The 21,601-nt window shown below is 71.2% G+C and carries 23 protein-coding genes; 16 read left to right on the top strand and 7 right to left on the bottom strand.

Annotated elements, in window-relative coordinates:
• The first annotated feature begins 97 nt into the window (after window positions 1-97).
• Both OG542_RS38910 and OG542_RS38905 read left to right on the top strand, forming a co-directional pair.
• Window positions 98-1,129, top strand: a complete 1,032-nt coding sequence (locus tag OG542_RS38910) for a hypothetical protein (protein WP_328417349.1) — start codon at window positions 98-100, stop codon at window positions 1,127-1,129.
• 62 nt (window positions 1,130-1,191) lie between these two features.
• The gene (locus OG542_RS38905) at window positions 1,192-1,617 is read left to right on the top strand and encodes an SsgA family sporulation/cell division regulator (RefSeq protein WP_328417347.1); all 426 of its coding nucleotides are present in this window, start codon (window positions 1,192-1,194) and stop codon (window positions 1,615-1,617) included.
• Between the two features lie 39 nt (window positions 1,618-1,656).
• On the opposite strand, the gene OG542_RS38900 is transcribed toward OG542_RS38905, so the two are convergent.
• Window positions 1,657-2,154 (bottom strand): DUF6328 family protein, encoded by a 498-nt coding sequence (locus OG542_RS38900; RefSeq protein WP_328417345.1) that lies wholly within the window; start codon window positions 2,152-2,154, stop codon window positions 1,657-1,659.
• A 149-nt stretch (window positions 2,155-2,303) separates the two neighbouring features.
• Here OG542_RS38900 and OG542_RS38895 point away from each other — a divergent pair, with 149 nt between their 5' ends.
• Window positions 2,304-2,648, top strand: a complete 345-nt coding sequence (locus tag OG542_RS38895) for a hypothetical protein (RefSeq protein ID WP_328417343.1) — start codon at window positions 2,304-2,306, stop codon at window positions 2,646-2,648.
• Window positions 2,649-2,672: 24 nt separating this feature from the next.
• On the opposite strand, the gene OG542_RS38890 is transcribed toward OG542_RS38895, so the two are convergent.
• The gene (locus OG542_RS38890) at window positions 2,673-3,656 is read right to left on the bottom strand and encodes an aldo/keto reductase (protein ID WP_328417341.1); all 984 of its coding nucleotides are present in this window, start codon (window positions 3,654-3,656) and stop codon (window positions 2,673-2,675) included.
• Window positions 3,657-3,811: 155 nt separating this feature from the next.
• Between OG542_RS38890 and OG542_RS38885 the strand changes: the two genes are divergently transcribed.
• The 3 genes from OG542_RS38885 to melC2 all read left to right on the top strand — a co-directional run bounded on the left by OG542_RS38885 (window position 3,812) and on the right by melC2 (window position 7,324).
• On the top strand, window positions 3,812-5,671 hold the full coding sequence (locus OG542_RS38885) for a cholesterol oxidase substrate-binding domain-containing protein (RefSeq protein WP_328418296.1): 1,860 nt from the start codon (window positions 3,812-3,814) through the stop codon (window positions 5,669-5,671).
• Between the two features lie 431 nt (window positions 5,672-6,102).
• The gene (gene melC1 / locus OG542_RS38880) at window positions 6,103-6,471 is read left to right on the top strand and encodes an apotyrosinase chaperone MelC1 (RefSeq protein ID WP_311129719.1); all 369 of its coding nucleotides are present in this window, start codon (window positions 6,103-6,105) and stop codon (window positions 6,469-6,471) included.
• 31 nt (window positions 6,472-6,502) lie between these two features.
• A complete protein-coding gene (melC2, locus tag OG542_RS38875) occupies window positions 6,503-7,324 on the top strand; it encodes a tyrosinase MelC2 (protein WP_193478974.1) in 822 nt (273 codons plus the stop codon).
• Here melC2 and OG542_RS38870 read toward each other — a convergent pair whose 3' ends face one another.
• Window positions 7,325-8,038 carry a ribonuclease H family protein gene (locus tag OG542_RS38870; RefSeq protein ID WP_328417339.1) on the bottom strand — a complete coding sequence of 238 codons (714 nt, stop codon included), beginning with the start codon at window positions 8,036-8,038 and terminating at the stop codon, window positions 7,325-7,327.
• A 41-nt stretch (window positions 8,039-8,079) separates the two neighbouring features.
• Complete coding sequence (locus OG542_RS38865; RefSeq protein ID WP_311129722.1) at window positions 8,080-8,880, bottom strand: VOC family protein; 801 nt, start codon at window positions 8,878-8,880, stop codon at window positions 8,080-8,082.
• A 127-nt stretch (window positions 8,881-9,007) separates the two neighbouring features.
• On the opposite strand from OG542_RS38865, the gene OG542_RS38860 reads away from it, so the two are divergent.
• The 6 genes from OG542_RS38860 (at window position 9,008) to OG542_RS38835 (ending at window position 16,107) form a co-directional block, all read left to right on the top strand.
• Window positions 9,008-9,304, top strand: coding sequence for an alcohol dehydrogenase catalytic domain-containing protein (locus OG542_RS38860; RefSeq protein ID WP_328417337.1), 297 nt, complete (start codon window positions 9,008-9,010; stop codon window positions 9,302-9,304).
• 546 nt (window positions 9,305-9,850) lie between these two features.
• Complete coding sequence (locus tag OG542_RS38855; RefSeq protein ID WP_328417335.1) at window positions 9,851-11,308, top strand: family 2B encapsulin nanocompartment shell protein; 1,458 nt, start codon at window positions 9,851-9,853, stop codon at window positions 11,306-11,308.
• A gap of 850 nt (window positions 11,309-12,158) precedes the next feature.
• On the top strand, window positions 12,159-13,253 hold the full coding sequence (locus OG542_RS38850; RefSeq protein WP_408057884.1) for a family 2 encapsulin nanocompartment cargo protein terpene cyclase: 1,095 nt from the start codon (window positions 12,159-12,161) through the stop codon (window positions 13,251-13,253).
• A gap of 44 nt (window positions 13,254-13,297) precedes the next feature.
• Window positions 13,298-14,182, top strand: coding sequence for a geranyl diphosphate 2-C-methyltransferase (locus tag OG542_RS38845; protein ID WP_408057832.1), 885 nt, complete (start codon window positions 13,298-13,300; stop codon window positions 14,180-14,182).
• 114 nt (window positions 14,183-14,296) lie between these two features.
• Window positions 14,297-15,199, top strand: a complete 903-nt coding sequence (locus OG542_RS38840; protein ID WP_328417333.1) for an SGNH/GDSL hydrolase family protein — start codon at window positions 14,297-14,299, stop codon at window positions 15,197-15,199.
• 32 nt (window positions 15,200-15,231) lie between these two features.
• The gene (locus OG542_RS38835) at window positions 15,232-16,107 is read left to right on the top strand and encodes an aminoglycoside phosphotransferase family protein (protein WP_328417331.1); all 876 of its coding nucleotides are present in this window, start codon (window positions 15,232-15,234) and stop codon (window positions 16,105-16,107) included.
• 39 nt (window positions 16,108-16,146) lie between these two features.
• Here the strand turns inward: OG542_RS38835 and OG542_RS38830 are convergent, their stop codons facing one another.
• Complete coding sequence (locus OG542_RS38830) at window positions 16,147-16,629, bottom strand: VOC family protein (RefSeq protein ID WP_328336243.1); 483 nt, start codon at window positions 16,627-16,629, stop codon at window positions 16,147-16,149.
• A 123-nt stretch (window positions 16,630-16,752) separates the two neighbouring features.
• On the opposite strand from OG542_RS38830, the gene OG542_RS38825 reads away from it, so the two are divergent.
• The 3 genes from OG542_RS38825 to OG542_RS38815 all read left to right on the top strand — a co-directional run bounded on the left by OG542_RS38825 (window position 16,753) and on the right by OG542_RS38815 (window position 19,322).
• Complete coding sequence (locus OG542_RS38825; RefSeq protein ID WP_328417329.1) at window positions 16,753-17,958, top strand: epoxide hydrolase family protein; 1,206 nt, start codon at window positions 16,753-16,755, stop codon at window positions 17,956-17,958.
• A gap of 120 nt (window positions 17,959-18,078) precedes the next feature.
• The gene (locus tag OG542_RS38820) at window positions 18,079-18,720 is read left to right on the top strand and encodes an ATP-dependent Clp protease proteolytic subunit (RefSeq protein WP_193478967.1); all 642 of its coding nucleotides are present in this window, start codon (window positions 18,079-18,081) and stop codon (window positions 18,718-18,720) included.
• Window positions 18,720-19,322, top strand: a complete 603-nt coding sequence (locus OG542_RS38815; protein WP_184595944.1) for a ClpP family protease — start codon at window positions 18,720-18,722, stop codon at window positions 19,320-19,322. Before OG542_RS38820 ends, OG542_RS38815 begins: the two co-directional genes overlap by 1 nt.
• Before the next feature lie 25 nt (window positions 19,323-19,347).
• On the opposite strand, the gene OG542_RS38810 is transcribed toward OG542_RS38815, so the two are convergent.
• Window positions 19,348-19,740: a helix-turn-helix domain-containing protein gene (locus OG542_RS38810; RefSeq protein ID WP_184595943.1), complete on the bottom strand. Its 393-nt coding sequence runs from the start codon at window positions 19,738-19,740 to the stop codon at window positions 19,348-19,350.
• A 263-nt stretch (window positions 19,741-20,003) separates the two neighbouring features.
• Here OG542_RS38810 and OG542_RS38805 point away from each other — a divergent pair, with 263 nt between their 5' ends.
• A complete protein-coding gene (locus tag OG542_RS38805; RefSeq protein WP_328336247.1) occupies window positions 20,004-20,888 on the top strand; it encodes an RNA polymerase sigma factor SigF in 885 nt (294 codons plus the stop codon).
• 164 nt (window positions 20,889-21,052) lie between these two features.
• Here OG542_RS38805 and OG542_RS38800 read toward each other — a convergent pair whose 3' ends face one another.
• On the bottom strand, window positions 21,053-21,517 hold the full coding sequence (locus OG542_RS38800; RefSeq protein ID WP_328417324.1) for an ATP-binding protein: 465 nt from the start codon (window positions 21,515-21,517) through the stop codon (window positions 21,053-21,055).
• Between the last annotated feature and the right edge of the window lie 84 nt (window positions 21,518-21,601).

The raw sequence follows: 21,601 nt of genomic DNA, 5'->3' as shown, positions 1-21,601 counted from the left end.
GAAACGGTTTACGCCGGCCGGCCCGGGCCACGGGCGCGTATAGGCTGCTGGCCTGCACGTACTCCATCCAGCCCAACCCCGTTCAGGAGAGTCGTCCGTGACCGTAACCATCACCCCGCTCGATACCTCCGCGGCGCCCGTCTCCGACCTGGTCGCGCTGGACGCGCGGGAGTTCGGGGCGTACGCCCGGACCGGAGGGTGGGCCTTCGGGCTGAAGGTGGCGCGCAGCGTGCGGCCCGGCGGGCAGGGCGCGGACGAGACGCCGAAGGTGTCGGCGAAGGAGTTCGCGGAGCTCGCCGGGTGCTCGCCGGAGCGGGTCATGCGCTACTACAAGGCGTGGGACCGGGCGGCGGACGACGGTCTGGTCCCGCACTTCGAGGCGCTGGTGCCGGGCCAGGACGTGGAACTGCCGGACGCGGACGTGTGGCTGAGCTACTACGTCTCGCGCTCCGGCGCCTGCTCCGAGCGCGGCACCGCCATCGCCGAGGCCGCAGCGGCGGAGGGCATCCGGCCCACGAAGGCGCTGGAGGTCGCGGAGAATCCCACCGCCCTGCGTGCCGCGATCCTCGCCGACCCCTCCACCGCCCGCGCGGCCCGTCAGGCCCTGCTGGACCGGGTCCGGGAGGACCCCGACCTGCAGGCCGAGCTGGCCCGTGACGTCGTGCGCACCGACGAGCTGAAGAAGGCCGTCGCCGGCGAGAGCAGGGCGGCCGACCGGATCGGGTACGTGCGCCAGATCGCCGAGTCCGGGCAGATCAAGACGCCCGCCGGGCAGACCCTCGACGCGCCCGCCGATCTTCGTCAGGAGGCCGAACGGCATCTGTCGCTCATCGACGAGCTGGACGAGGACGAGGACTCCGGCGAGTGGGCCACCGAGGCGTACGACACCATGAAGTCCCTGGTCGTCGAGACCGTGGAGGCCGACCCGGGGCTGCGGGTGCAGGAGCGGCGCACGAAGTTCTACAGCAGCCTGCAGAAGGCGACCAAGGTGTTCGAGGAGCTGACCTTCGACGACACCCCGGAGTTCTACGAGGACGACATGGTGGAGCGCCTGGAGGAACTGCAGCGGGCCGTGGCCGTGTGCATCGAGTCCCTGCGCGGTGCCCGCGGGAATCACCCGGAGGGCTGAGCATCTTGCGCGTGTGAGGGGTACTAGAGGGCTCTACGTCGGTTCTTCCCGGAGGCCCTTTCGTGAACTCCTTCGTGCACAAGACCCTGGTGGTGCAGCTCCAGGCCGGTGACACGGACCGTTTCTCGGTACTCGCCCACCTGAGCTACGACGCCGCGGACCCGTTCGCCGTCACAGTCGTGTTCAGCCACGACGGCCGGATCCTCGCCCGGTGGCAGCTGGACCGCGAGATGCTCGCGGACGGTCTGCGGCGTCCGGTCGGGTTGGGCGACGTGCGGATCCGCCCGGTGTCGCGGGGCATGTGGCAGGAGCTGCGCCTGGAGTTCCTCGGTGACGCCCGCCCCGACGGCGGCCGTCACCACGCCCTGGTGTTCGCGTGGGCCCCGGGGTTCGCGGCGTTCCTGCGGGAGACCCACGAGGTGGTGCCGCCGGGCCGCGAGGAGGTCCACGTGGACGATTTCCTGGCGGACGTCATCGCCGGGGGCTGATCCCCGGGTCCACGGGCCGGCCCGGCGGCGGTACCACCGTCACTCCGACGTATGGCGGTACCTGGTCCACAGGGGCAGGACGAACCAGCACAGCAGGTACCAGCAGACCACCCCGGCGACCAGGTAGGGCACGAAGCCGTCGTGCGTGGCCACGCGCAGGATCAGCAGCAGGGAAGCGGTCGTCGTGGCCAGCAGCAGTACGAGGCCGAGCAGCGTCAGCCGGGAGGCCAGCCGCACCGCCTGCGGCTTGACGCGCCGCCCGGAGACGAGGCGGTGCAGGGACACCGGCCCTATGAGCGCGCCGGTCGCGCATGCGCCGAGGACGACCGTGACGAGGTAGATCGTCTGGTCCGTGTCTGTCAGGGCGTCGTACTTCTCGGTGAACACCACGGTGAGCAGAAACCCGAACAGGATCTGCACGCCCATCTGGGCCACGCGGACCTCCTGGATGAGCTCCTGCCACATCCGGTCCGCTCTCTCCTCCTCCGTCTCGTTGCGCCCCCTGCGCCGGGCCCCGCCTTCTACCGCGTCCGCCACTGTTCCTCCCGGAGTGAGACCTCGCGACCTTCTCTCCCGCGAGTTCCCCGGAACGGGCCGTCCTCCCGCGCCGCGCGGCGGTTTGAGCGATCAGGCGACGGTTACACGGACGACGCGAATGACGCAGAACCCGAGGAGGTCGTGGACGCATGTCCGGAACGCAGCTCACCGTGACGCTCAGCGGCGGTGGCACGGACGACGCACGAACGGTCGTCCGGGTCCTGGAAGGCACGTTCGGAGCACCGGACGAGCTTCCCGCCGACGAGAACGCGACGGTGCACATGGCGACCTTCGGCGATTCGGAGGCCGGTTTCGCCGGCAGCGCCGCGGCGAGCGGCGAGCGCTTGTCCGCGCCGGTGACCGTCACCGTGCAGGGCGCCCCGGAGGCGGTACGGCGGGCGAGCGACACGCTCACCCGGGCCTTCACTGCCCGCGACGACGGTGTCGCCTCCGGCGACCAGGAGCAGGAGAGGCAGCTGCTCCTGGTGCCGTGAAGGGTGCCGTGAGCCAGGTCGTGTCTACCAGCGGGATTCGACCTGGTCCTTGATCCGCTGCTCGTAGAGGTCGCGGACCGCCGCCAGCGTCTGGCCGGACAGCTCCGGCAGGCGGGCGGCGTTCGCGTTGGCACGGGCCTGCTCGGGTGAGCGGGCGCCGGGGATCACGGTCGTGACGCCGGGCTGCTCGATGATCCAGCGCAGGGCCAGCTGGGCCGGGGTGTATCCCTCGGGGGCGAGCGCCGCGAACTCGGCGGCCGCCTCGACACCGGTGACGTAGTCGACGCCGGAGAAGGTCTCGCCCACGTCGAAGGAGTCGCCGTGCCGGTTGTAGGTGCGGTGGTCGTTCTCGGGGAAGACCGTGTCCCGTGTGTACTTGCCCGTCAGCAGGCCGGAGGCCAGTGGGACGCGGGCGATGATGCCGACCCCCGCCTCGCGGGCGGCCGGGAGCACCTCGCGCAGGGGCTTCATGCGGAACGGGTTGAGGATGATCTGCACGCTCGCCACGTTCGGCCGGGCGATCGCGGTCAGCGCCTCCTCGCAGGTCTCGACGCTGACGCCGTACGCGGCGACGCGCTCCTCCTCGACCAGGGTGTCGAGCGCGTCGAACACCTCGTCCGTGGAGTACACGGGCGTCGGCGGGCAGTGCAGCTGCACCAGGTCGATCCGGTCGACGCCGAGGTTGCGCCGGGACCGGTCGTTCCAGACCCGGAAGTTGTCCAGCACGAAGTTCTCGGGGATCTGGTCGACCCGGCGGCCCATCTTCGTGGCGACCATGACGTGCAGGTCCGGCCGGCCGCTGAGGAACGTGGCGATGGTCTGCTCGCTGCGGCCGTCGCCGTACACGTCGGCGGTGTCGAAGAAGGTCACCCCGGACTCGGCCGCCGTCTCCAGAACCGCGAGGGCCTCCTTGTCGTCGACGTCCCCCCAGTCGGCACCCAGCTGCCATGTGCCCAGGCCTACGACGGAAGCGTGCTGACCCGACCTGTCGAATGTGCGCTCGTCCATGGGCGTCAGTCTGTCACCCGTCACGGCTCCGCGCGGAACGTATCGCTCCGGCCCGCAGACCCCGCCCGATTCACTCACACGAGTGAATAGAGGCGACAGGAACGCGTCACGTGTCAACGGGGCCCCTAGCGTGACGCCACGTGACTACCGGTTCAATGAGCAACGGCCCTTCGCAGCAACCGCATTGGACGCGCCGGGGCTTCCTCCTCACGGCGGCCGCCCTCGCCGCCGTACCGGGTCTGCCGGCGGATCCGGCGGCCGCGGCGGCGGAGTTGCCGGACTTCCCGGCGGACGTCGCACTGTACCGCTCGGCGTACCGGAACTGGGTCGGCGAGATCACCGCCGACGGTCTGTGGGCCTGCGCACCGGAGGGCCCGCGACAGGTGGCCGACGTCGTCAACTGGGCGTGGCGGCACGGGTGGCGGGTGCGCGCCCGGGGCGCCTCGCACGGCTGGTCGCCCCTGACCGTGACGGAGGGGACGCCGTCCGGCGCGCCCGTGCTCCTCGTCGACACCACGCCCCATCTGACCGGCCTCACGCTGGACTCGCCGACGGCCGCACGTGCCGGAACCGGCGTGACCATGGAGGCGCTGCTGACCTTCCTGGAGGAACACGGCCTCGGCGTCACGGCCGCTCCCGCTCCCGGCGTCCTCACCCTGGGCGGCGCCCTGGCGATCGACGCGCACGGCACGGCCGTCCCCGCGCGGGGCGAACGCCGGCGGCCCGGGCACACGTACGGCTCGCTCAGCAATCTGATCCTGTCCCTGACGGCGGTCGTCTGGGACTCGGGGGCCGGCGCGTACGTGGTGCGCACGTTCCGCCGCGACGAGGCGGACTGCGCCGCGCTGCTGACCCATCTCGGCCGGTCCCTGGTGACCGAGGTGGTGCTGCGGGTGGGCTCGAACACCGACCTGCGGTGCGTGAGCCGTACGGACATCCCGGCGGGCGAGCTGTTCGCCGCGCCCGGCTCCGACGGGCGTACCTTCTCGCGCTTCCTGGACCAGGCCGGGCGGGTCGAGGCGATCTGGTTCGCCTTCACCGAGCACCCCTGGCTGAAGGTGTGGAGCGTCTCCCCCACCCGGCCGCTGACCTCGCGGCGCGTGACGCGGCCGTACAACTACCCGTTCTCCGACAACATCCCGACGCCGGTGGCGCAACTGGTGGGCCGTATGACGTCGGAGGCGGCCTGGTATCTGGCGCCGGTGCTGGGCACCGCGCAGTACGACGCGGCCGCGCTCGGTCTGGTGACGACGCTGTCCGCCGACCTCTGGGGGCCGTCCAAGAACACACTGCTGTATCTGAAGCCGAGCACCCTGCGAGTGCACGCCGACGGCTACGCGGTACTCACCTCACGGGAGCAGGTGCAGCGGGTGCTCTCCGAGTTCGCCGCCTTCTACCGGGAGCGGCTGGCGGCGTACGCGGCCCGGGGCAGCTTCCCGGTCAACGGCTCGGTGGAGATCCGGGTGACAGGTCTGGACGAGCCGGGCGACGCCGGGGTGGCCGGGGCCCGCCCACCGCTGCTGTCCGCGCTCCGGCCGCGCGCGGACCACCCCGAGTGGGACACGGCCGTGTGGCTGGACGTCCTGACACTGCCGGGCACGCCGGACGCGGAGGCGTTCCTGCGCGAGATCGAGCGGTTCCTGCTGCGTACCTTCGACGGCGGGTTCGCACTCACCCGGGTGGAGTGGTCCAAGGGGTGGGCGTACACGGACGACGGAGTGTGGAGCGATCAGGAGGTGCTGGGCTCGGTGGTGCCGGCCGCGGTCGGTCCGGCCGAGTGGGCCGAGGCGGACGCGGCGCTGAACCGGCTCGACCCGCACCGCGTCTACGGCAACACCTTCCTGGACCGGCTGTTCGGCCAGGGCGCTACGGGTGAGGTGCGCCTGCACCGCGGGGGCGCAGCGGTCCACCAGGGCGTCGACCGTACTCGCCCGCACAGCGCCGCCGCGACGGCCATGAGGGCGACCGCACCGGCCATCGCGAAGGCCAGCAGATACCCGTGCAGGTGTCCGTGACCATCCAGGAGAGCGCGCCCGGCGAGGCGCCGGCGGCACTCCAGCGGGCAGCGCCTGGGCGAGGCGGCGGGTGAATGGCAAATTCACCTCGGTCGGTGAATTGCCATTCACCCAAGTCGGGAGCCAGGGCCGTCACCGGGTCCCCGCCGGGAAACCGAACCGCCGAATCGCGCCAGTTTCGCGGCGTGACGTGCACCACGGGCAGCGGGCCACGCGGGGAGGAACAACCGCCCCGACACCCCTAGCGAGCGGAATTTCCCCTTCCGTACCCGCGCTTCCACCCCTCACGGCAAGATCATCTTCGTTCAACCTTGCACGACATAAGGGGAATTGCCCGGATCGCAGCCAACCGGCCTGCGCGGATTTCTCCCGGTACCGGACGGACCGGTAGGCATGCCCGGGTCAACCCCGAACCGACCCAGGAGGTCCGCATGCCGGAACTCAGCCGTCGCCGCGCGCTCACCGCCGCGGCCGTACTCGCCGGGACGGCCGGTGTCCTGCCCGCCATCGCACCCGCCACGGCCGCCGCAGGGCACCACGACTCCCACAGGACCTTCGACGAGGTCTACAAGGGCCGTCGGATACAGGGCCGGCCGGCCACCGGGACCGGTCATCACCACCACGGCGCCGGATACGCGGTGTTCGTCGACGGTGTGGAGCTGCACGTGATGCGCAACGCCGACGGCAGCTGGATCAGCGTCGTCAGCCACTACGACCCGGTGGCCACACCGCGCGCCGCCGCGCGCGCCGCGGTGGACGAGCTGCAGGGCGCGCCGCTGCTGCCCTTCCCCGCCAACTGACCCGCACCGAAAGGCTCTGGAGCACCCGCACATGACCGTCCGCAAGAACCAGTCCGCCCTGACCACCGACGAGAAGCGACGTTTCGTCGCCGCCCTCGTGGAACTGAAGCGCAACGGCCGCTACGACGAATTCGTCACGACGCACAACGCCTTCATCGTCTCCGACACCGACGACGGCGAGCGGACGGGCCACCGCTCACCGTCCTTCCTGCCCTGGCACCGAAGATTCCTCCTGGAGTTCGAGCGAGCGCTCCAGTCGGTGGACGCGTCGGTGGCCCTGCCGTACTGGGACTGGACCGTCGACCGTTCGCCGCGTGCCTCGCTGTGGGCGCCCGACTTCCTCGGCGGCACCGGGCGCGACCGGGACGGCCGCGTGTCCGACGGGCCGTTCGCCGCGGCCGGCGGGAACTGGCAGATCAACGTGCGGGTAGACGGCCGTACGTTCCTGCGGCGCTCTCTCGGTGCCGGGGGCCGCCAACTGCCCACGGCGGCCGAGGTCGAGTCGGTGCTGTCCATGCCGACGTATGACATGGCGCCCTGGAACAGCGCCTCGGACGGTTTCCGCAACCACCTCGAAGGCTGGCGCGGAGTCAATCTGCACAACCGCGTCCACGTCTGGGTGGGCGGGCACATGGCCACCGGCGCCTCGCCCAACGACCCGGTGTTCTGGCTGCACCACGCGTACATCGACAAGCTGTGGGCCGAGTGGCAGCGGCGGCACCCCGGCTCCGGCTATCTGCCGGCCGCGGGCACGCCGAACGTGATCGACCTCAACGAGACGATGAGGCCGTGGCACGACACGAGCCCGGCGGATCTGCTGGACCACACGGCGCACTACACGTTCGACGCCTGATCAGGCGGTCGCGGCCGTGCGGCACTCCGGGTGTCCCCAACCGCTGTCGTTCTTGGTGATGGGCTCGCCCGCCGCGTAGGAGCGGCCGCACTGGCAGCGGCCGGGGAACTTCGCCTTGATGGTGCGCGAGGAGCCCTTCGCCGCGGAACCCTTCGCGGTGCGCGCCGCACCGCCGCGGGGCCGGGAGCGCGGGGCCTTGGCCGGGGTGTCCGGGGCGGGCGGCGGCTCTGGGGAACCGAGTTCGCTGCCCGCGGGCTCCTGGACGGTGGCGGCCTGGCTGGCGGCGCGGTCGGCGAAATCGTTGAGCCGGTCGCCGTCGACCTGGTGGGCGGGCACATAGCGGAACTCGACCGAGCGGCCGTCCAGGAGCTCGTCGATGCGCACGACGAGGTCCTGGTTGGCGACCGGCTTGCCGGCGGACGTCTTCCAGCCGTTGCGCTTCCAGCCGGGCAGCCACGTGGTGACGGCCTTCATCGCGTACTGCGAGTCCATCCGGACCTCGAGCGGCACGCCCGGGTCGGTCGCCGTCAGCAGGCGCTCCAACGCGGTCAGTTCCGCGACGTTGTTGGTGGCCTTGCCGAGCGGCCCCGCCTCCCAGCTCACCGGGCTCTCGGAAGCGTCGGCTACGACCCAGGCCCAGCCCGCGGGCCCCGGGTTTCCCTTCGAAGCCCCGTCGCACGCGGCCACAACACGTTCACGCATGGGCTCGATCATGCCATGGCCGCACGGTCCGCCCGGCCGGGAGGGCCGGGCGGCTACGACACGTCGGTCAGCTTCGGCATGTCTCCCTCGGTCGTCGTGATGTCGATCACCGAGAAGTTCGCGCCCTGCGGATCGCTGATGGCCGCGAACCGGCCGAACGGCGTGGTCATCGGGCCGAAGCGCAGGACGCCGCCGAGCTTGGCCGCCTTCGCCACGGCGTCGTCGCAGTCCTCGACGGTGAAGTAGACGTTGATGTACGGCGGCACCTCGGGCGGGAATTCCTCCGTCATCTTCATCCGGCCCAGCACACTGCGTTCGCCGAGGTCGTAGATGCGGAAGTCCATCTCGTGGTCCTCCATGTCCCGCTGCCGGTAGGAGAAGACGGCGGGGAAGAACGCGTCGGACTTCTCGGGCTCGCGGGTGAAGACCTCGGCCCAGGTGTAGGCGCCCGGTTCGGCCATCACCTCGAAGCCCTCGTGGGTCCCCGCCTGCCAGACGCCGAAGACGACACCGCTCGGGTCGCGGGCCAGGCACATGGTGCCGAAGTCACCGACCTGCATCGGCTCCATCAGCACCTCGCCGCCGTTGTCGCGGATCCGGGCGGCCGTGGCGTCGGTGTCCCGGGCGGCGAAATACAGGCACCACTGCGACGGGGCCTCCGGCTGGCCGGGCATGGGCGGGACGACGGCGGCGACCGCCTTGCCGTCCGCATAGGCCTGGGTGTAGTCGCCGTACTCCGCCGACGCCTGGGCGAAGGTCCAGCCGAGGACGTCTCCGTAGAAGTTCTTGGCCCCTTCGAGGTCACTGAACGTCGCGTCGGCCCAGCAAGGGGCTCCTTCAGGTTGCACGGCCATGGCTGCGGCCCTCTCCGGATGGGTGGATGGTCCGTTTCCTCACGCTAGTCACCCTCGGGTCGGCCCGCGCGCCGAACGGGCGGTCCGCCGCAGACGGGCGGGGGCCCTCGGCAGGACGGGGAGCGGTATGACGGACGGGGCCGATGCGCGCGTGGTCGGGGAACAGCCGGGTCCGGTCGAGGAGGGGTCTCTCCGACTGGTAGAGAAACCGGTGCCGGTCGGTGTGGCCTGGCTGCGCCGCACGGACGGCGACCGCGCGTACTGCGCACGCGGCGCGGAGAACCTCTGTCCCGGGTCCGAGCACACGGGCTGGTACACCGACGGCGGCTACGCGGAGTACACGACCGTACATGCCGCGTTCGCCCATCGGCTCTCGAATGCCGGACGACGAACTGGCGGCACGCTGCGGAGGGGGCAGCCGTGAGTGGCGACGGCGTGTGAGTCGCGACGGGGTGTGAGTCGCGGCGGGGTGTGCGCCGGGGAGGTACGGGTGGTGACTCCGGCGATACGCGGCGTCCGTGCGACCTGTGCGCGGGCGGCGCCGGGTCGGCGACCGGCGTGTGGGCACACGCCCGCTCGTCCGTCACTCCCATCGTGGGTTTACCTCCTCCGGCGCGAGAAGCCGCCCCCTTCACGCGGTTATCCGGTCACCTCTTCCACTGTTTGGCTATGCCTCGCGGCGCGTCCGGCTCACCGGCGCCACGAGGTCGCCGCCTTCGCCGGCCACCCCACCGTCCCTGCCACCACTCCACCCGTCCCAGCCGACCACTCCACTCAGGCCCGCAGGGCCACTTCGCGCAACCCGCCGACCACTGACCTCAGGACCGCCGGTTGCCGCCGGTTGCCCCTTCAGGCTCACGCCCGCCTGCGGGGCGGGGCAGGGCTCATCTCTGTCCCAGGCCACCCCTGCGCGGCAAAGGCTTCGCCCCGCTCACTCAGCGAACACTCCGTTCGATCCCAGGGAGGGAATGTGTCCGCCCCCGAAAGCACCACCGGCCCCGCCACCGACGACCCCGCTCCCGAGCCCGCTGCCGGCACCGGCGCGGCCGAGGCTCGGCTCACCAGTCTCAGCACGCAGGCGGCGCGCCAGCTCGCCACCACCACCAAGTCCGTGCCGCAGATGCAGGCCATCACCTCGCGCTGGCTGCTCAAGATGCTGCCGTGGGTCGACATCAGGGGCGGCGCCTACCGGGTCAACCGGCGTCTGACGTTGCGTCTCGGCCGGGGCCGGGTGCAGTTCGAGCAGAACGGTGCCGACGACATCAGGGTCATCCCCCAGACGCTCACCGAACTGCCCGTGCTGCGCGGCTACTCCGACGCCGAGGTGCTGCAGCAGCTCGCGTCGCGGTTCGAGGTCCGTGAGGTGCGCGTCGGCGAGGTGCTCTTCGAGGCCGGCCAGCCCGTCACCGAGGCCTACCTGATCGTGCACGGCCGTTTCACCCGGTATGCCGCCGGCAAGTACAGCGAGGAGGAGGTCATCGGGGTCGTCACGGACGGCGAGGGGCTCGGTGACGAGGCCGTGGGGCGGGCCGACCCGCTGTGGCTCACGTCCGTACGGGCGGAGACCTCGGGCGTCGTGCTGGTGCTGTCCTGGGACGCCCTGCGGGAGTACACGGACCGCGTCCCGTCCCTCGCGGCCCATCTGGAGGCCTACGCGGAGCGGCAGAGCAAGCCAATGAACCGCAAGGGCGAGGCGGATGTGCCGGTGCAGGCCGGGCACGTGGGCGAGCCGGTGCTGTCCGGCGGCTTCGTCGACTACGAACTCGCCCCACGTGAGTACGAGTTGTCGCTCACCCAGACCGTGCTGCGCGTCCACTCCCGGGTCGCCGACCTCTACAACGACCCGATGGACCAGACCGAGCAGCAGCTCCGGCTGACCATCGAGGAGATCCGTGAGCGGCAGGAGTGGGAGCTGGTCAACAACCGCGAGTTCGGGCTGCTGCACAACATCGACTACAGCCAGCGCATCAGCACGTTCTCGGGCCCGCCGACCCCGGACGACCTGGACGAACTGTTGTCGATGCGGCGTAAGACGCGGCTGTTCCTCGCCCATCCCAAGGCGATCGCGGCGTTCTTCCGGCAGTGCAACAAGCGCGGGCTGGTGCCCGGCACGGCGAACGTCGACGGGCATGAGGTGCCCGCCTGGCGCGGTGTGCCGTTCTTCCCATGCGGCAAGATCCCGGTCAACGATCACCACACCAGCAGCATCATCGCGCTGCGCACCGGCGAGGCCGACCAGGGGGTCGTCGGACTGTTCCAGACCGGTATCCCGGAGGAGTACCAGCCCGGCCTGAACGTACGGTTCATGGGCGTCGACGAGACCGCGATCATCCGCTACCTGGTCACCGCGTACTACTCGATGGCCATCCTGGTGCCCGACGCAGCGGGCATCCTGGAGAACGTCCAGATCGGCCGGACGGCCGGCTGACGGGGTGGAGTCGAGTACGTCCATGAACACTCCCCCGCCCTCCGGGCCCCAGCTCCCCGGCTCCGAGACCCGGCAGACCTCCGACGCCGAGACCTGCCCGACGCCCGGCCTCCCGGCCCCACCCGCCACCGGAGCCCCGACCCCACCGGCCCTGCCACCCCTCGGCTTCCCGGCTCCGCAGGCTCCCGGGTCCCCGGCTCCACTGCCCTCGGGCTCCACGCCCCAACCCGGTCCACCGGCCCCGGGGGCTCCGACCCCACCGCCCCCCGGCTTGCCGATGCCACCGGCTGCCGAATCCCCGGCCTCACTCTCCCCGGGCTCCGCGACCCCGCCGAGCTCCGCGCACCGGGCGGCCTTCCGACCTCCGGCCCCACCAGCCTTCGGCTTCTCAGGCCCACCGGGCCTCAGGTCTCCGGCACCAATGTCCTCGGGCTCCGCGATCCCCTCGAGCTCGGTGCCTCGTCCAGCCACCAGTCCTCCGGCCCCAACACCCCTCGGCCTCCCCATCCCCCCGACCGCCAACTCCCCGGTCCCACCACTCCCGAACTCCGCGACCCCACCAACCCTCGGCCACTCAGCCCCACCGGCCCTCACGCCTCCGGAACCCCTGCCCTCGAGCTCCCAGCCCCGTGCAGACCTCCACCCTCCGACCCCAACACCTCCCGGCCTCCCGATCCCACCGATCACCAACTCCCCGGCCCCACCATCTCCCGGCTCCGCGCCCCGCCCGGCCTTTCACCCGCCCGCCCCACCAACCCTCAGGTTCTGGGCCCCAAGCACCTCGGGCGCAGCGATCTCCCCGGCCCCACCTGCCCCCGGGCCCCTGGTCCCGCTGCCCCCGGACTCCGCGATCCCGCCGCCCCCGAGCTCACCGGCCCGACCAGCCTCCGACTCCCCGTCCGCCGCCACCCCCCGGCACACCCCACCCGGCCCCCCGAGCCTCGCCCGTACCGGACGGGCCCGGCGCGGTGGGCCCGTGCCCGGGCTTCGCTATCGGCCCGCCGTGCCCGCCGATCCCGAGAAGGTCAAGGAGATCGACCGGAGGCTGGAGGCCTGGGCGCACGGGCTCGATCTGTTTCCGCCGGCGTGGACGGGGGACTTCGCGGGGTTCCAGTTCGGCCGGGCCGTGGTGCTCCAGCATCCGGGCGCCGCCGATCTGGACCTCCTCACCGTCGCGGGCGAGCTGCTGCTGGCCGAGAACCTCGTCGACAGCTGCTACTGCTCGGAGGACGAGGACCGGGGCGGATCCTCCCGCGGTCTCGGCGGAAGGCTGATCATCGCCCAGTCGGCACTCGACCCCTTCCACGGGCCTCCCGAGGCGGAGCGGGAGTGGCGCCAGGGACTGACGGCCGACGGGCCGCTGCGCTCGTACCACCGCGCGCTGCTGGACTACGCCGGGTTCGCCACTCCCAGCCAGACCGACCGGTTCGTGCACGACATCGCCCGGCTGCACCTCGGGTACGTAGCCGAGGCCGCCTGGGCGGAGACGCGGTACGTGCCGCGCGTCTGGGAGTACCTGGTGATGCGGCAGTTCAACAATTTCCGCCCCTGCCTGTCGATCGTCGACGCCGTGGACGGCTACGAACTGCCCGAGGCGGTCTACGCCCGACCGGAGGTCCAGCGGATCACGGCGCTCGCGTGCAACGCCACCACGATCGTCAACGACCTGTACTCCTTCACGAAGGAGCTCGCGGCCGAACCGGACCATCTCAACCTGCCGCTGGTCATCGCCGCCAACGAACGGTGCGGACTCAAGGCCGCCTATCTGATGGCCGTCGAGATCCACAACCAGATCATGGACGCCTTCGAGGAGGAGTCCGCGGTCCTGTCCGCCGGCTCGCCGCTCGTCGAGCGCTACGCCCGGAGCCTGGCCGCCTGGGTGTCCGGCAACCACGAGTGGCACGCCACCAACACCCACCGCTACCACCTGCCCGACTACTGGTAGAGCACAGTCCCTTGACGTCACGCCCCAAGCACGAGGAGTCGTCCTTGACCACCACCGCCGACGCCACGACCGCATCACTGCAGCCGCCGTCCGCCGCCGACTCGACGTACCAGACCCGTGTGGCCGACTACTGGAACGCGGAGGAGAACCCGGTCAACCTCGAGCTGGGGAAGATCGACGACCTGTACCACCATCACTACGGCGTCGGAGACGCCGACTGGTCCGTGCTCGACGAGTCCGACCCGGGGCTGCGCCGCGAGCGGATCACCACCGAACTGCACCGCCTGGAGCACACCCAGGCGGAACTGCTCGCCACCCACCTCGGCCCTCTCTCCCCCGCCGACCGGGTCTTCGACGCCGGCTGCGGACGCGGCGGCGGCAGCGTCGTGGCGAACCTGCGGTACGGCTGCCGCGCCGACGGCGTGACCCTCTCGGCCAAGCAGGCGGACTTCGCCAACGAGCAGGCCCGGCAGCGCGGCATCGACGGCAAGGTCCGCTACCACTGCCGGAACATGCTCGACACGGGCTTCCCGTCGGACGCGTTCGCGGCGTCGTGGAACAACGAGTCGACCATGTACGTGGAGCTGGACCTGCTGTTCGCCGAGCACGCCCGGCTGCTGCGCCGCGGCGGGCGCTACGTGGTGATCACCGGCTGCTACAACGACACCTACGGGCGGGCCTCCCGCGAGGTCTCCCTGATCAACGCCCACTACATCTGCGACATCCATCCGCGGTCGGAGTACTTCCGGGCGATGGCCCGCAACCGGCTGGTCCCCGTCCATGTGCAGGACCTCACCGACGTGACCATCCCCTACTGGGAGCTGCGCAAGCGGGCCGACCATCTCGTCACGGGCATCGAGGACACGTTCCTGACCGCGTACAAGAACGGCAGCTTCCAGTACCTGCTGATCGTGGCCGACCGCGTCTGACCGGCCGTCACATCGTCGGCCACGGGCGTCTCGTGGCCGACGCGCATCTTCCGCCCCGGGCCCGGCTGTGCTTGCCTGGGGAGCCGTTTCACCGGCCGGGGCGGGAGTTGCCGTATGCGCGGACCGTGGATCGTGGGTGTCCTGCTGGCCGGGCTGCTGCTCGGGGCGTGCGGGGATCCGTCGTCCGGACCTGGCACGTCCCCGCCGTCCGCGCCGGAGGTGTCCACGACCACGCACCAGCGGGCCCCGGCCTCGCCCAGCCCCCGCGCCCCCGCCAAGGCGCCCCGCGTGCTGTATCTCGGCGATTCGCTCGCCATGGAGAACCAGAAGGTCCTCGGCCAGGAGCTGCGCCGGGACCTGCGCGCGAAGTACACGAGTGCCCCCTACTCGGGCACCACCCTGTGCGACTACCTGGAGGGCACGGCGGAGCGGTCGCTCGTACCGGCACGGGACAAGGCGGCCGCCCTGGTGCGGTCGCTGCGGCCGGACTTCGTGGTGCTGCAGTTCTGGGGCAACGCCTGGGACTTCACCTGGTGCATGGACAAGATCACGTACGACGGCTCGCGGGAGCGGTACTTCAAGCGGTACGAGGCCGACGCGCGCAGGCTCGTCGAGCAGATCACGACGGCCGGCGGGGCCCGCCGGCCGCGGATCGTGTGGGTGCTCCAGGGGCCGGACCCGATCACGCCCGACCGGGTACGGCGCGTGAACGGGCTGTACCAGCGGCTGGCCGCCGACTCGGACGACATCGTCGCCGACGCCGGGGGGACGGTGAGCCCCGGCTCGGACCGCTACACGTGGACGCAGCACCTCCCCTGCACGGCCTACGAGCGGGCCCACCCCGACTACTGCACCCAGCCCGGCCGCGACCGGACGGCCCTGCACCGCGACGACGACTATCTGCACTTCTGCCTGGCTCCCACGACGTCCACGCCGAAGCCCTGCCCGGTGCGCTCCCCCGGCATCCTGCGCATCGCCCGGGAGATCACCAAAACCATTCGACAGTCGGCGGGTTGACCGCTCGAATGGGCGTCATGTGCGCTGTGCGAATGCATGAGGACGAGCGGGACGTCGACGTCGCGCTCGTCGGCCGGCTGATCGCGGGACAGTTCCCGCAGTGGGCCGGGCTGCCCCTGCGGCGCGTGGAGTCCTCCGGGAGTGAGAACGCCATGTTCCGCCTCGGCGCGGACAAGGTCGTGCGGCTCCCCCGGCATCCCCGCGCCGTCGAAACCATCACGCACGAACTGCGCTGGCTGCCCCGACTGAGCCCGGGCCTGCCCGTCGCCTCCCCCGAACCCCTCGGGCGGGGCGAACCCGGCGAGGGCTTCCCGTGGCCCTGGTCGGTGTACGGCTGGCTGGACGGCCGTAACCCGGTGCCCGGCGCCCTCGATGAGCCGGGACTGCTCGCCAAGGACCTGGGCGCCTATGTCGCGGCCCTGCGGCGGATCGACCCGGCGGAGGGCCCGACCGGTTACCGGGGAGTGCCGCTGGCGGCCCGGGACCGCTTCGTACGCGAGGCGCTCGCCCAGCTCTCGGGGCGGATCGACACCGCGCCGGTGACGGAGGTGTGGGAGGAGGCCCTGCGCGCCCCGGAGCACGCCGGGCCGCCGCTTTGGGCGCACGGCGATCTGATGGCCGGGAACCTGCTGGTCACGGGCGGGCGACTGAGCGCCGTGATCGACTTCGGCACGGTGGGGGTGGGAGATCCGGCCGTCGACCTCATCAGCGCCTGGTGCGTGCTGCCCGCCGGGGTCCGCGGCATCTTCCGCGATGCCGTGGGAGCCGGCGAGGCCGAGTGGGCACGGGGCCGGGGCTGGGCCCTGTCGATCGCGGTCATCGCACTGCCGTACTACTGGGACACGAACCCGCCGGTCGCGGAGAACTCCCGGCATGCGATCAGGGAGATCCTGGCCGAGACGGCGTAGGGGCAGGCATGGCCGGTCCTGCCCCTGACCGGGGGCGTGTCACTCGCCCGCGTAGGCCTTGTCCAGGGTCGCGATGTCGAACTTGCTCATCGCCATGAACGCCGTGGTCACGCGGGCCGCCTTCGCCGGGTCCGGGTCGGTGATCATCTCTTGGAGCCGGTCCGGGACGACCTGCCAGGACAGGCCGTACTTGTCCTTGAGCCAGCCGCACGGGCCGGGCTCGCCGCCGTTCTCGGTGAGCTTGGTCCAGTAGTAGTCGATCTCCTCCTGGTCCGCGCAGAAGATCATGAAGGAGACCGCCTCGGTGAACTTGAACTGGGGGCCGCCGTTGAGCGCGAGGAACTTGTGGCCGTTGGCCGTGAACTCGACGGTCATGACGCTGCCGGCGGGCTGGAGCGCTCCCTCGGGGTAGCGGGCGACCTCGCCGATGCTGGAGTTCTTGAAGATCGAGACGTAGAGGTGGGCGGCCTCCTCGGCCTGGCCGTCGAACCAGAGGCACGTGGTGAAACCGTCGGTGGTCATGAGTCCTCCTGGGCGCGTGGAACGCTGTCACCACTGTCGACCGGCCCTGGCCCCGGAACTCATCGGTCGGGTGGCCGGCAAATTCAGGTGGCCACTACACCGTTCGAAACTAGCATCGCGGTCATGACGTCTCCGCCCGCTGACAGCGGCATCCGCCCCTACCGCATCGACATACCGCAGAGCGACCTCGACGACCTTCACGACCGTCTCGACCGGACCAGGTGGCCCGACGAGCTGCCCGGGGTGGGCTGGACGTACGGCGTTCCGTCGGGCTACCTGCGCGAGCTGGTGCGGTACTGGCGGCACGCGTACGACTGGCGGGCGGCGGAGGCGCGGCTGAACGCGTGGCCGCAGTTCACGACCGAGATCGACGGCGCGCGGGTGCACTTCGCGCACATCCGCTCCCCCGAGCCCGACGCCACCCCGCTGATCGTCACGCACGGGTGGCCGGGGTCGATCGTCGAATTCCTCGACATCGTCGGGCCGTTGACGGACCCGGCCGCCCACGGCGGCGATCCGGCCGACGCCTTCCACGTCGTGCTGCCGAGCATCCCCGGCTTCGGGTTCTCCGGGCCCACCCGGGAGACCGGCTGGGAGGCGCGCCGGATCGCCGACGCGTGGGCCGAGCTGATGACGCGCCTCGGCTATGGGAGGTTCGGCGCCCAGGGCGGCGACTGGGGCGCTGGCATCTCCCGCGAACTGGGCCGCGTCCACCCCGGCCGGGTCCTCGGCATCCACCTCAACCTGCTGCCCGGTGGACAGCAGGCCACCGAGCCGACCGCCGAGGAGCTTCAGGCGCTGAGTCCCGCGGAGCGGGAGCGCACGCTCACCTCGTGGCGCAGGTGGGAGGAGTGGTCCCGCGACAGCACGGGCTACTTCCACGTGCAGTCCACCCGGCCGCAGACCCTGTCGTACGCGCTCACGGACTCACCGGTGGGCCAACTCGCCTGGATCGTCGAGAAGTTCCAGGAATGGACGGACTCCGAGGAGCTGCCCGAGGAGGCCGTCGACCGGGATCTGATGCTCACGAACGTCATGCTGTACTGGCTGACGGGCACGGCGGGTTCGTCCGCCCGGGTCTACTACGAGCGCGCCCACGCCCGGGGCGAGCGGACCGCCGCCCCGCACGAGCCCTCCACCGCGCCGACCGCGGTGGCGTCCTTCTTCGGCGACCCGCAGATCCCGCTGCGCCACAAGGCGGAGCGGACGGAGAACATCGTCCGCTGGACGGAGTTCGACCGGGGCGGGCACTTCGCGGCCATGGAGCAACCGGGCTCGTTGGTGGACGACGTGCGGGCGTTCTTCCGGCAGGTGCGCGAGAAGGGCTGACGCCCGCTCTGCCCGTAGCGAATCTGCCGCGGGCAGAGAATCCGCATTCCCGCATCGTCCGAGGTCAAGAGTGGAGTCGACGGCACTTCCGCGGTATTTCCGCTACGACGAGGAGAACCGATGACTCCACTCACGACACTCGCCCCACGGGCCGAGGAGGGCGACACCCCTCCGACCCGGTTCGACGACCAGCTGGCCGCCCAGTTGCTCGCGCAGCGCATCGTGCTGCTGGGCACCCAGGTCGACGAGGTCTCCGCGAACCGGGTCTGCGCCCAGCTGCTGATCCTTTCCGCCGAAGATCCCCGCACCGACATCAGCCTGTACATCAACAGCCCCGGCGGGGCGGTGCACGCGGGCCTCGCCATCTACGACACGATGCGGCTCGTCCCGAACGACGTCTCCACGCTGGCCATGGGCTTCGCCGCGAGCATGGGCCAGTTCCTGCTCAGCGTCGGCGCGCCCGGCAAGCGCTACGCCCTGCCCAACGCGCGGATCATGATGCACCAGCCGTCGGCGGGGATCGGCGGCACCACCGCCGACATCGAGATCCAGGCGGAGAACCTGGAGCACACCAAGCGGACCATCGAGCGGATCACCGCAGAGCACACCGGCCAGAGTGAGGAGACGATCTCCCGGGACGGCGACCGGGACCGCTGGTTCACGGCCGAGGAGGCCAGGGAGTACGGCATGGTCGACCGGGTCGTGGAGTCCCTCGTGGACGTCCGCCCGACGGCCGGCCGTCGCAGGATGGGGCTGCAGTGATGGGTACCTACACGATTCCGAACGTCGTCGAGCGCACCCCGCAGGGCGAGCGGTCCTACGACGTGTTCAGCCGGCTGCTGTCCGAGCGGATCATCTTCCTCGGCACGGAGATCGACGACGGTGTCGCCAACGTCGTCATCGCGCAGCTTCTCCATCTGGAGTCCTCGTCCCCGGAGAGCGAGATCGCGATCTACATCAACTCGCCCGGGGGCTCGTTCACTTCGCTCATGGCCATCTACGACACGATGTCGTACGTGCGGGCGCCGATCTCGACGTTCTGTGTCGGGCAGGCGGCCTCCACGGCGGCCGTGCTGCTGGCGGGCGGGGACCCCGGACGGCGGTTCGTGCTGGAGCACGCCCGCGTGCTGCTCGGCCAGCCGGCGACCGGAGGGCAGCGCGGCATGGTCTCCGACCTGGCGCTCCAGGCCAGGGAGATGGTGAGGATCCGCTCCCAGGTCGAGGAGGTGCTGGCGCGGCACACCCACCACGAGGTGGCGACCCTGCGGGCCGACATGGACCGCGACAAGGTGTTCACCGCGCAGGAGGCGGTGGGCTACGGGCTGGCCGATGAGGTGCTCAGCCGGCGCCTCGTGCAGGTCTGAGGCGCCGGCAGAGAGGCAAGCAGACTCAGGCGACCAGGCACAGTCCGTCGTGCGACGACGGGGACGCCGCCCCGCGGCGGCTACCGCTGCCGTTGTACCGCGAGGTGACGCGGGTCAGTTCGCCCCGCGTCCTCGACAGCAGGTCGCCGAGACTCAGTCCGAGGGCGTGTGCGGCGGCCGCGAGGACCTCCGAGGAGGCCTCCTTGCGGCCGCGCTCGACCTCCGACAGGTACGGCATGGAGATCCGTGCCTGGTCGGCGACGTCCTTCAACGTGCGCTCCTGCGCGAGGCGTTCACGGCGCAGGACGTCACCGACCAGGTCGCGCCACAGCGGCTCCTTCACGGCGGGGGCCGGGGGGCGCGCACCTTGCGGGCGCAGCGGGATGACGCGGGCTTCGTTCGGCACGTGGTTGCTCACCCGTCCAGGTTAGGAGCGCCGGCCGCCAGGGGAAGGGGTCGGCGTTCCGCCCTGGGTGGAATCAGCGGAACGCGAAGGCCGGGCCACGGCGTTGGGAACTCTTGCTCTCCGTCGGCCGTATGGGTGAGCATGGGCAGGCCGGAATGCCATGCTCCACCGATTTCCCGCCGCACGGCATTCGGGGGCATGTGTTCCGCCCACCCGGGTACCCGCAACCCGGAAGGACCTAGGCAGATGTGGCCGTGACTTCGTGGGGAGAGGTAATGGAGACCGCCGTGATCCGGTCAGAGGCAGAAGTCGCCGGGGAGAACGCCGAGGCCGGAACGGGTGACGGAGCACTGCCGGTCGTGGACCCGCGGTCCGTGGCCCCGCGGGACGCCAGGGCGCTGTCCCGCCAGTTCTTCCAGCGCCTGACGGAACTCGAAGAAGGCACGCACGAGTACCAGTACGCGCGCAACACCCTGATCGAGATGAACATGTCGCTCGTGCGGTTCGCGGCCGGCCGGTTCCGGGGCCGCGGCGACGACATGGAGGACATCGTCCAGACCGGCATGATCGGCCTGATCAAGGCCATCGACCGGTTCGAGCTGTCGCGCGAGGTCGAGTTCACCTCCTTCGCGCTGCCGTACATCGTCGGTGAGATCAAGCGGTTCTTCCGGGACACGACGTGGGCGGTGCACGTGCCGCGGCGGCTGCAGGAGCTGCGCGTGGAGCTGGCCAAGGCCCGCGAGGAACTCGCCAGCCGGCTGGACCGCGAGCCGACCGTCGCCGAGCTGGCCACGCTGATGAACATCTCCGAGAACGAGGTCGTCGAGGGACAGATCGCCGCGAACGGGTACAACTCGTCGTCGCTGGACGCCGCGCTCACCGGCGACGGGCCGGAGGGCGGCGAGGCGGTCCTGGCCGACTTCATCGGCGTCGAGGAGGACGGGCTGCGGCTCGTCGAGGACTTCCACTCGCTCGCCCCGCTCATGGCGGAGCTCAGCGAGCGCGACCGGCAGATCATTCACATGCGGTTCGTGGAGGAGGCCACCCAGGCGGAGATCGGCGAGGAGCTCGGCTGCTCGCAGATGCACGTCTCGCGTCTGATCAAGCGGATCATCACCCGGCTGCGCGAGGGCATGCTGGGCGAGCTCGGCTGCGCCTGACGCAGAAGGCGGGCCGATCGGGCCTACGGCGACCAGCGGGTGCTGTCCTCCATGCGGGAGGGGACGGCACCCGCGACCGTGTCGGGCCACCCGCGACCGTGTCGGCTTCCATGGCGCGCATGATGGCGCGCGAGCGCCCTCGGGAGACGCCTCACCCGGACGGCTCAGCCCCCGGTCGCACCTGCTAGCGGCAGCAGTGCGCGCACCCGCTTGCCCACCGGCACCCGCTCCACGCTGACCTGCTCCGCGAGCGCGTGGACGATCTCCAGGCCGTGCCGGCCGACGCGCTCCGGGTTGCGCGGGAAGATACGGGGCAGGGCGGAGCTGCTGTCGTAGACCGACACGGTCACGGCGGTGTCCGTGCCCACGAGCTCCAGGATGTACGGCCCGTTGCTGTGCCGGTCGGCGTTGGTGACCAGCTCACTGACCACGAGCTGCACCGCGCCGTCGGCCCGGTCGTCGATGCTCGCGCACCACTCGGTCCGGAGCTGGTCGAGGAAGAGCGCGGCGAAGGACCGCGCCTCGGCGATGCATCCCTGCTCGCCTGAGTAGTGTGCCGCCCGCCTCAGCGGTTCCACGGGCACGTCGAAACCAGTCGGTATCACTGCCCCGTCCAGGTGGTCGATCATTCGTTTCTTTCTGGGAGAAGCCGGACTGGCCGGACGCTCTGCACCAGTGCTCGTACCCCGAGCCGGGCTTCGCAGTCCTGACAC

The organism is Streptomyces violaceus, from assembly GCF_036014075.1.
Classification (GTDB): Bacteria; Actinomycetota; Actinomycetes; order Streptomycetales; family Streptomycetaceae; genus Streptomyces; species Streptomyces violaceus.
The sequence above is the reverse complement of the archived record's forward strand: the minus strand, read 5'-3'. Positions and strand labels throughout refer to the sequence as shown.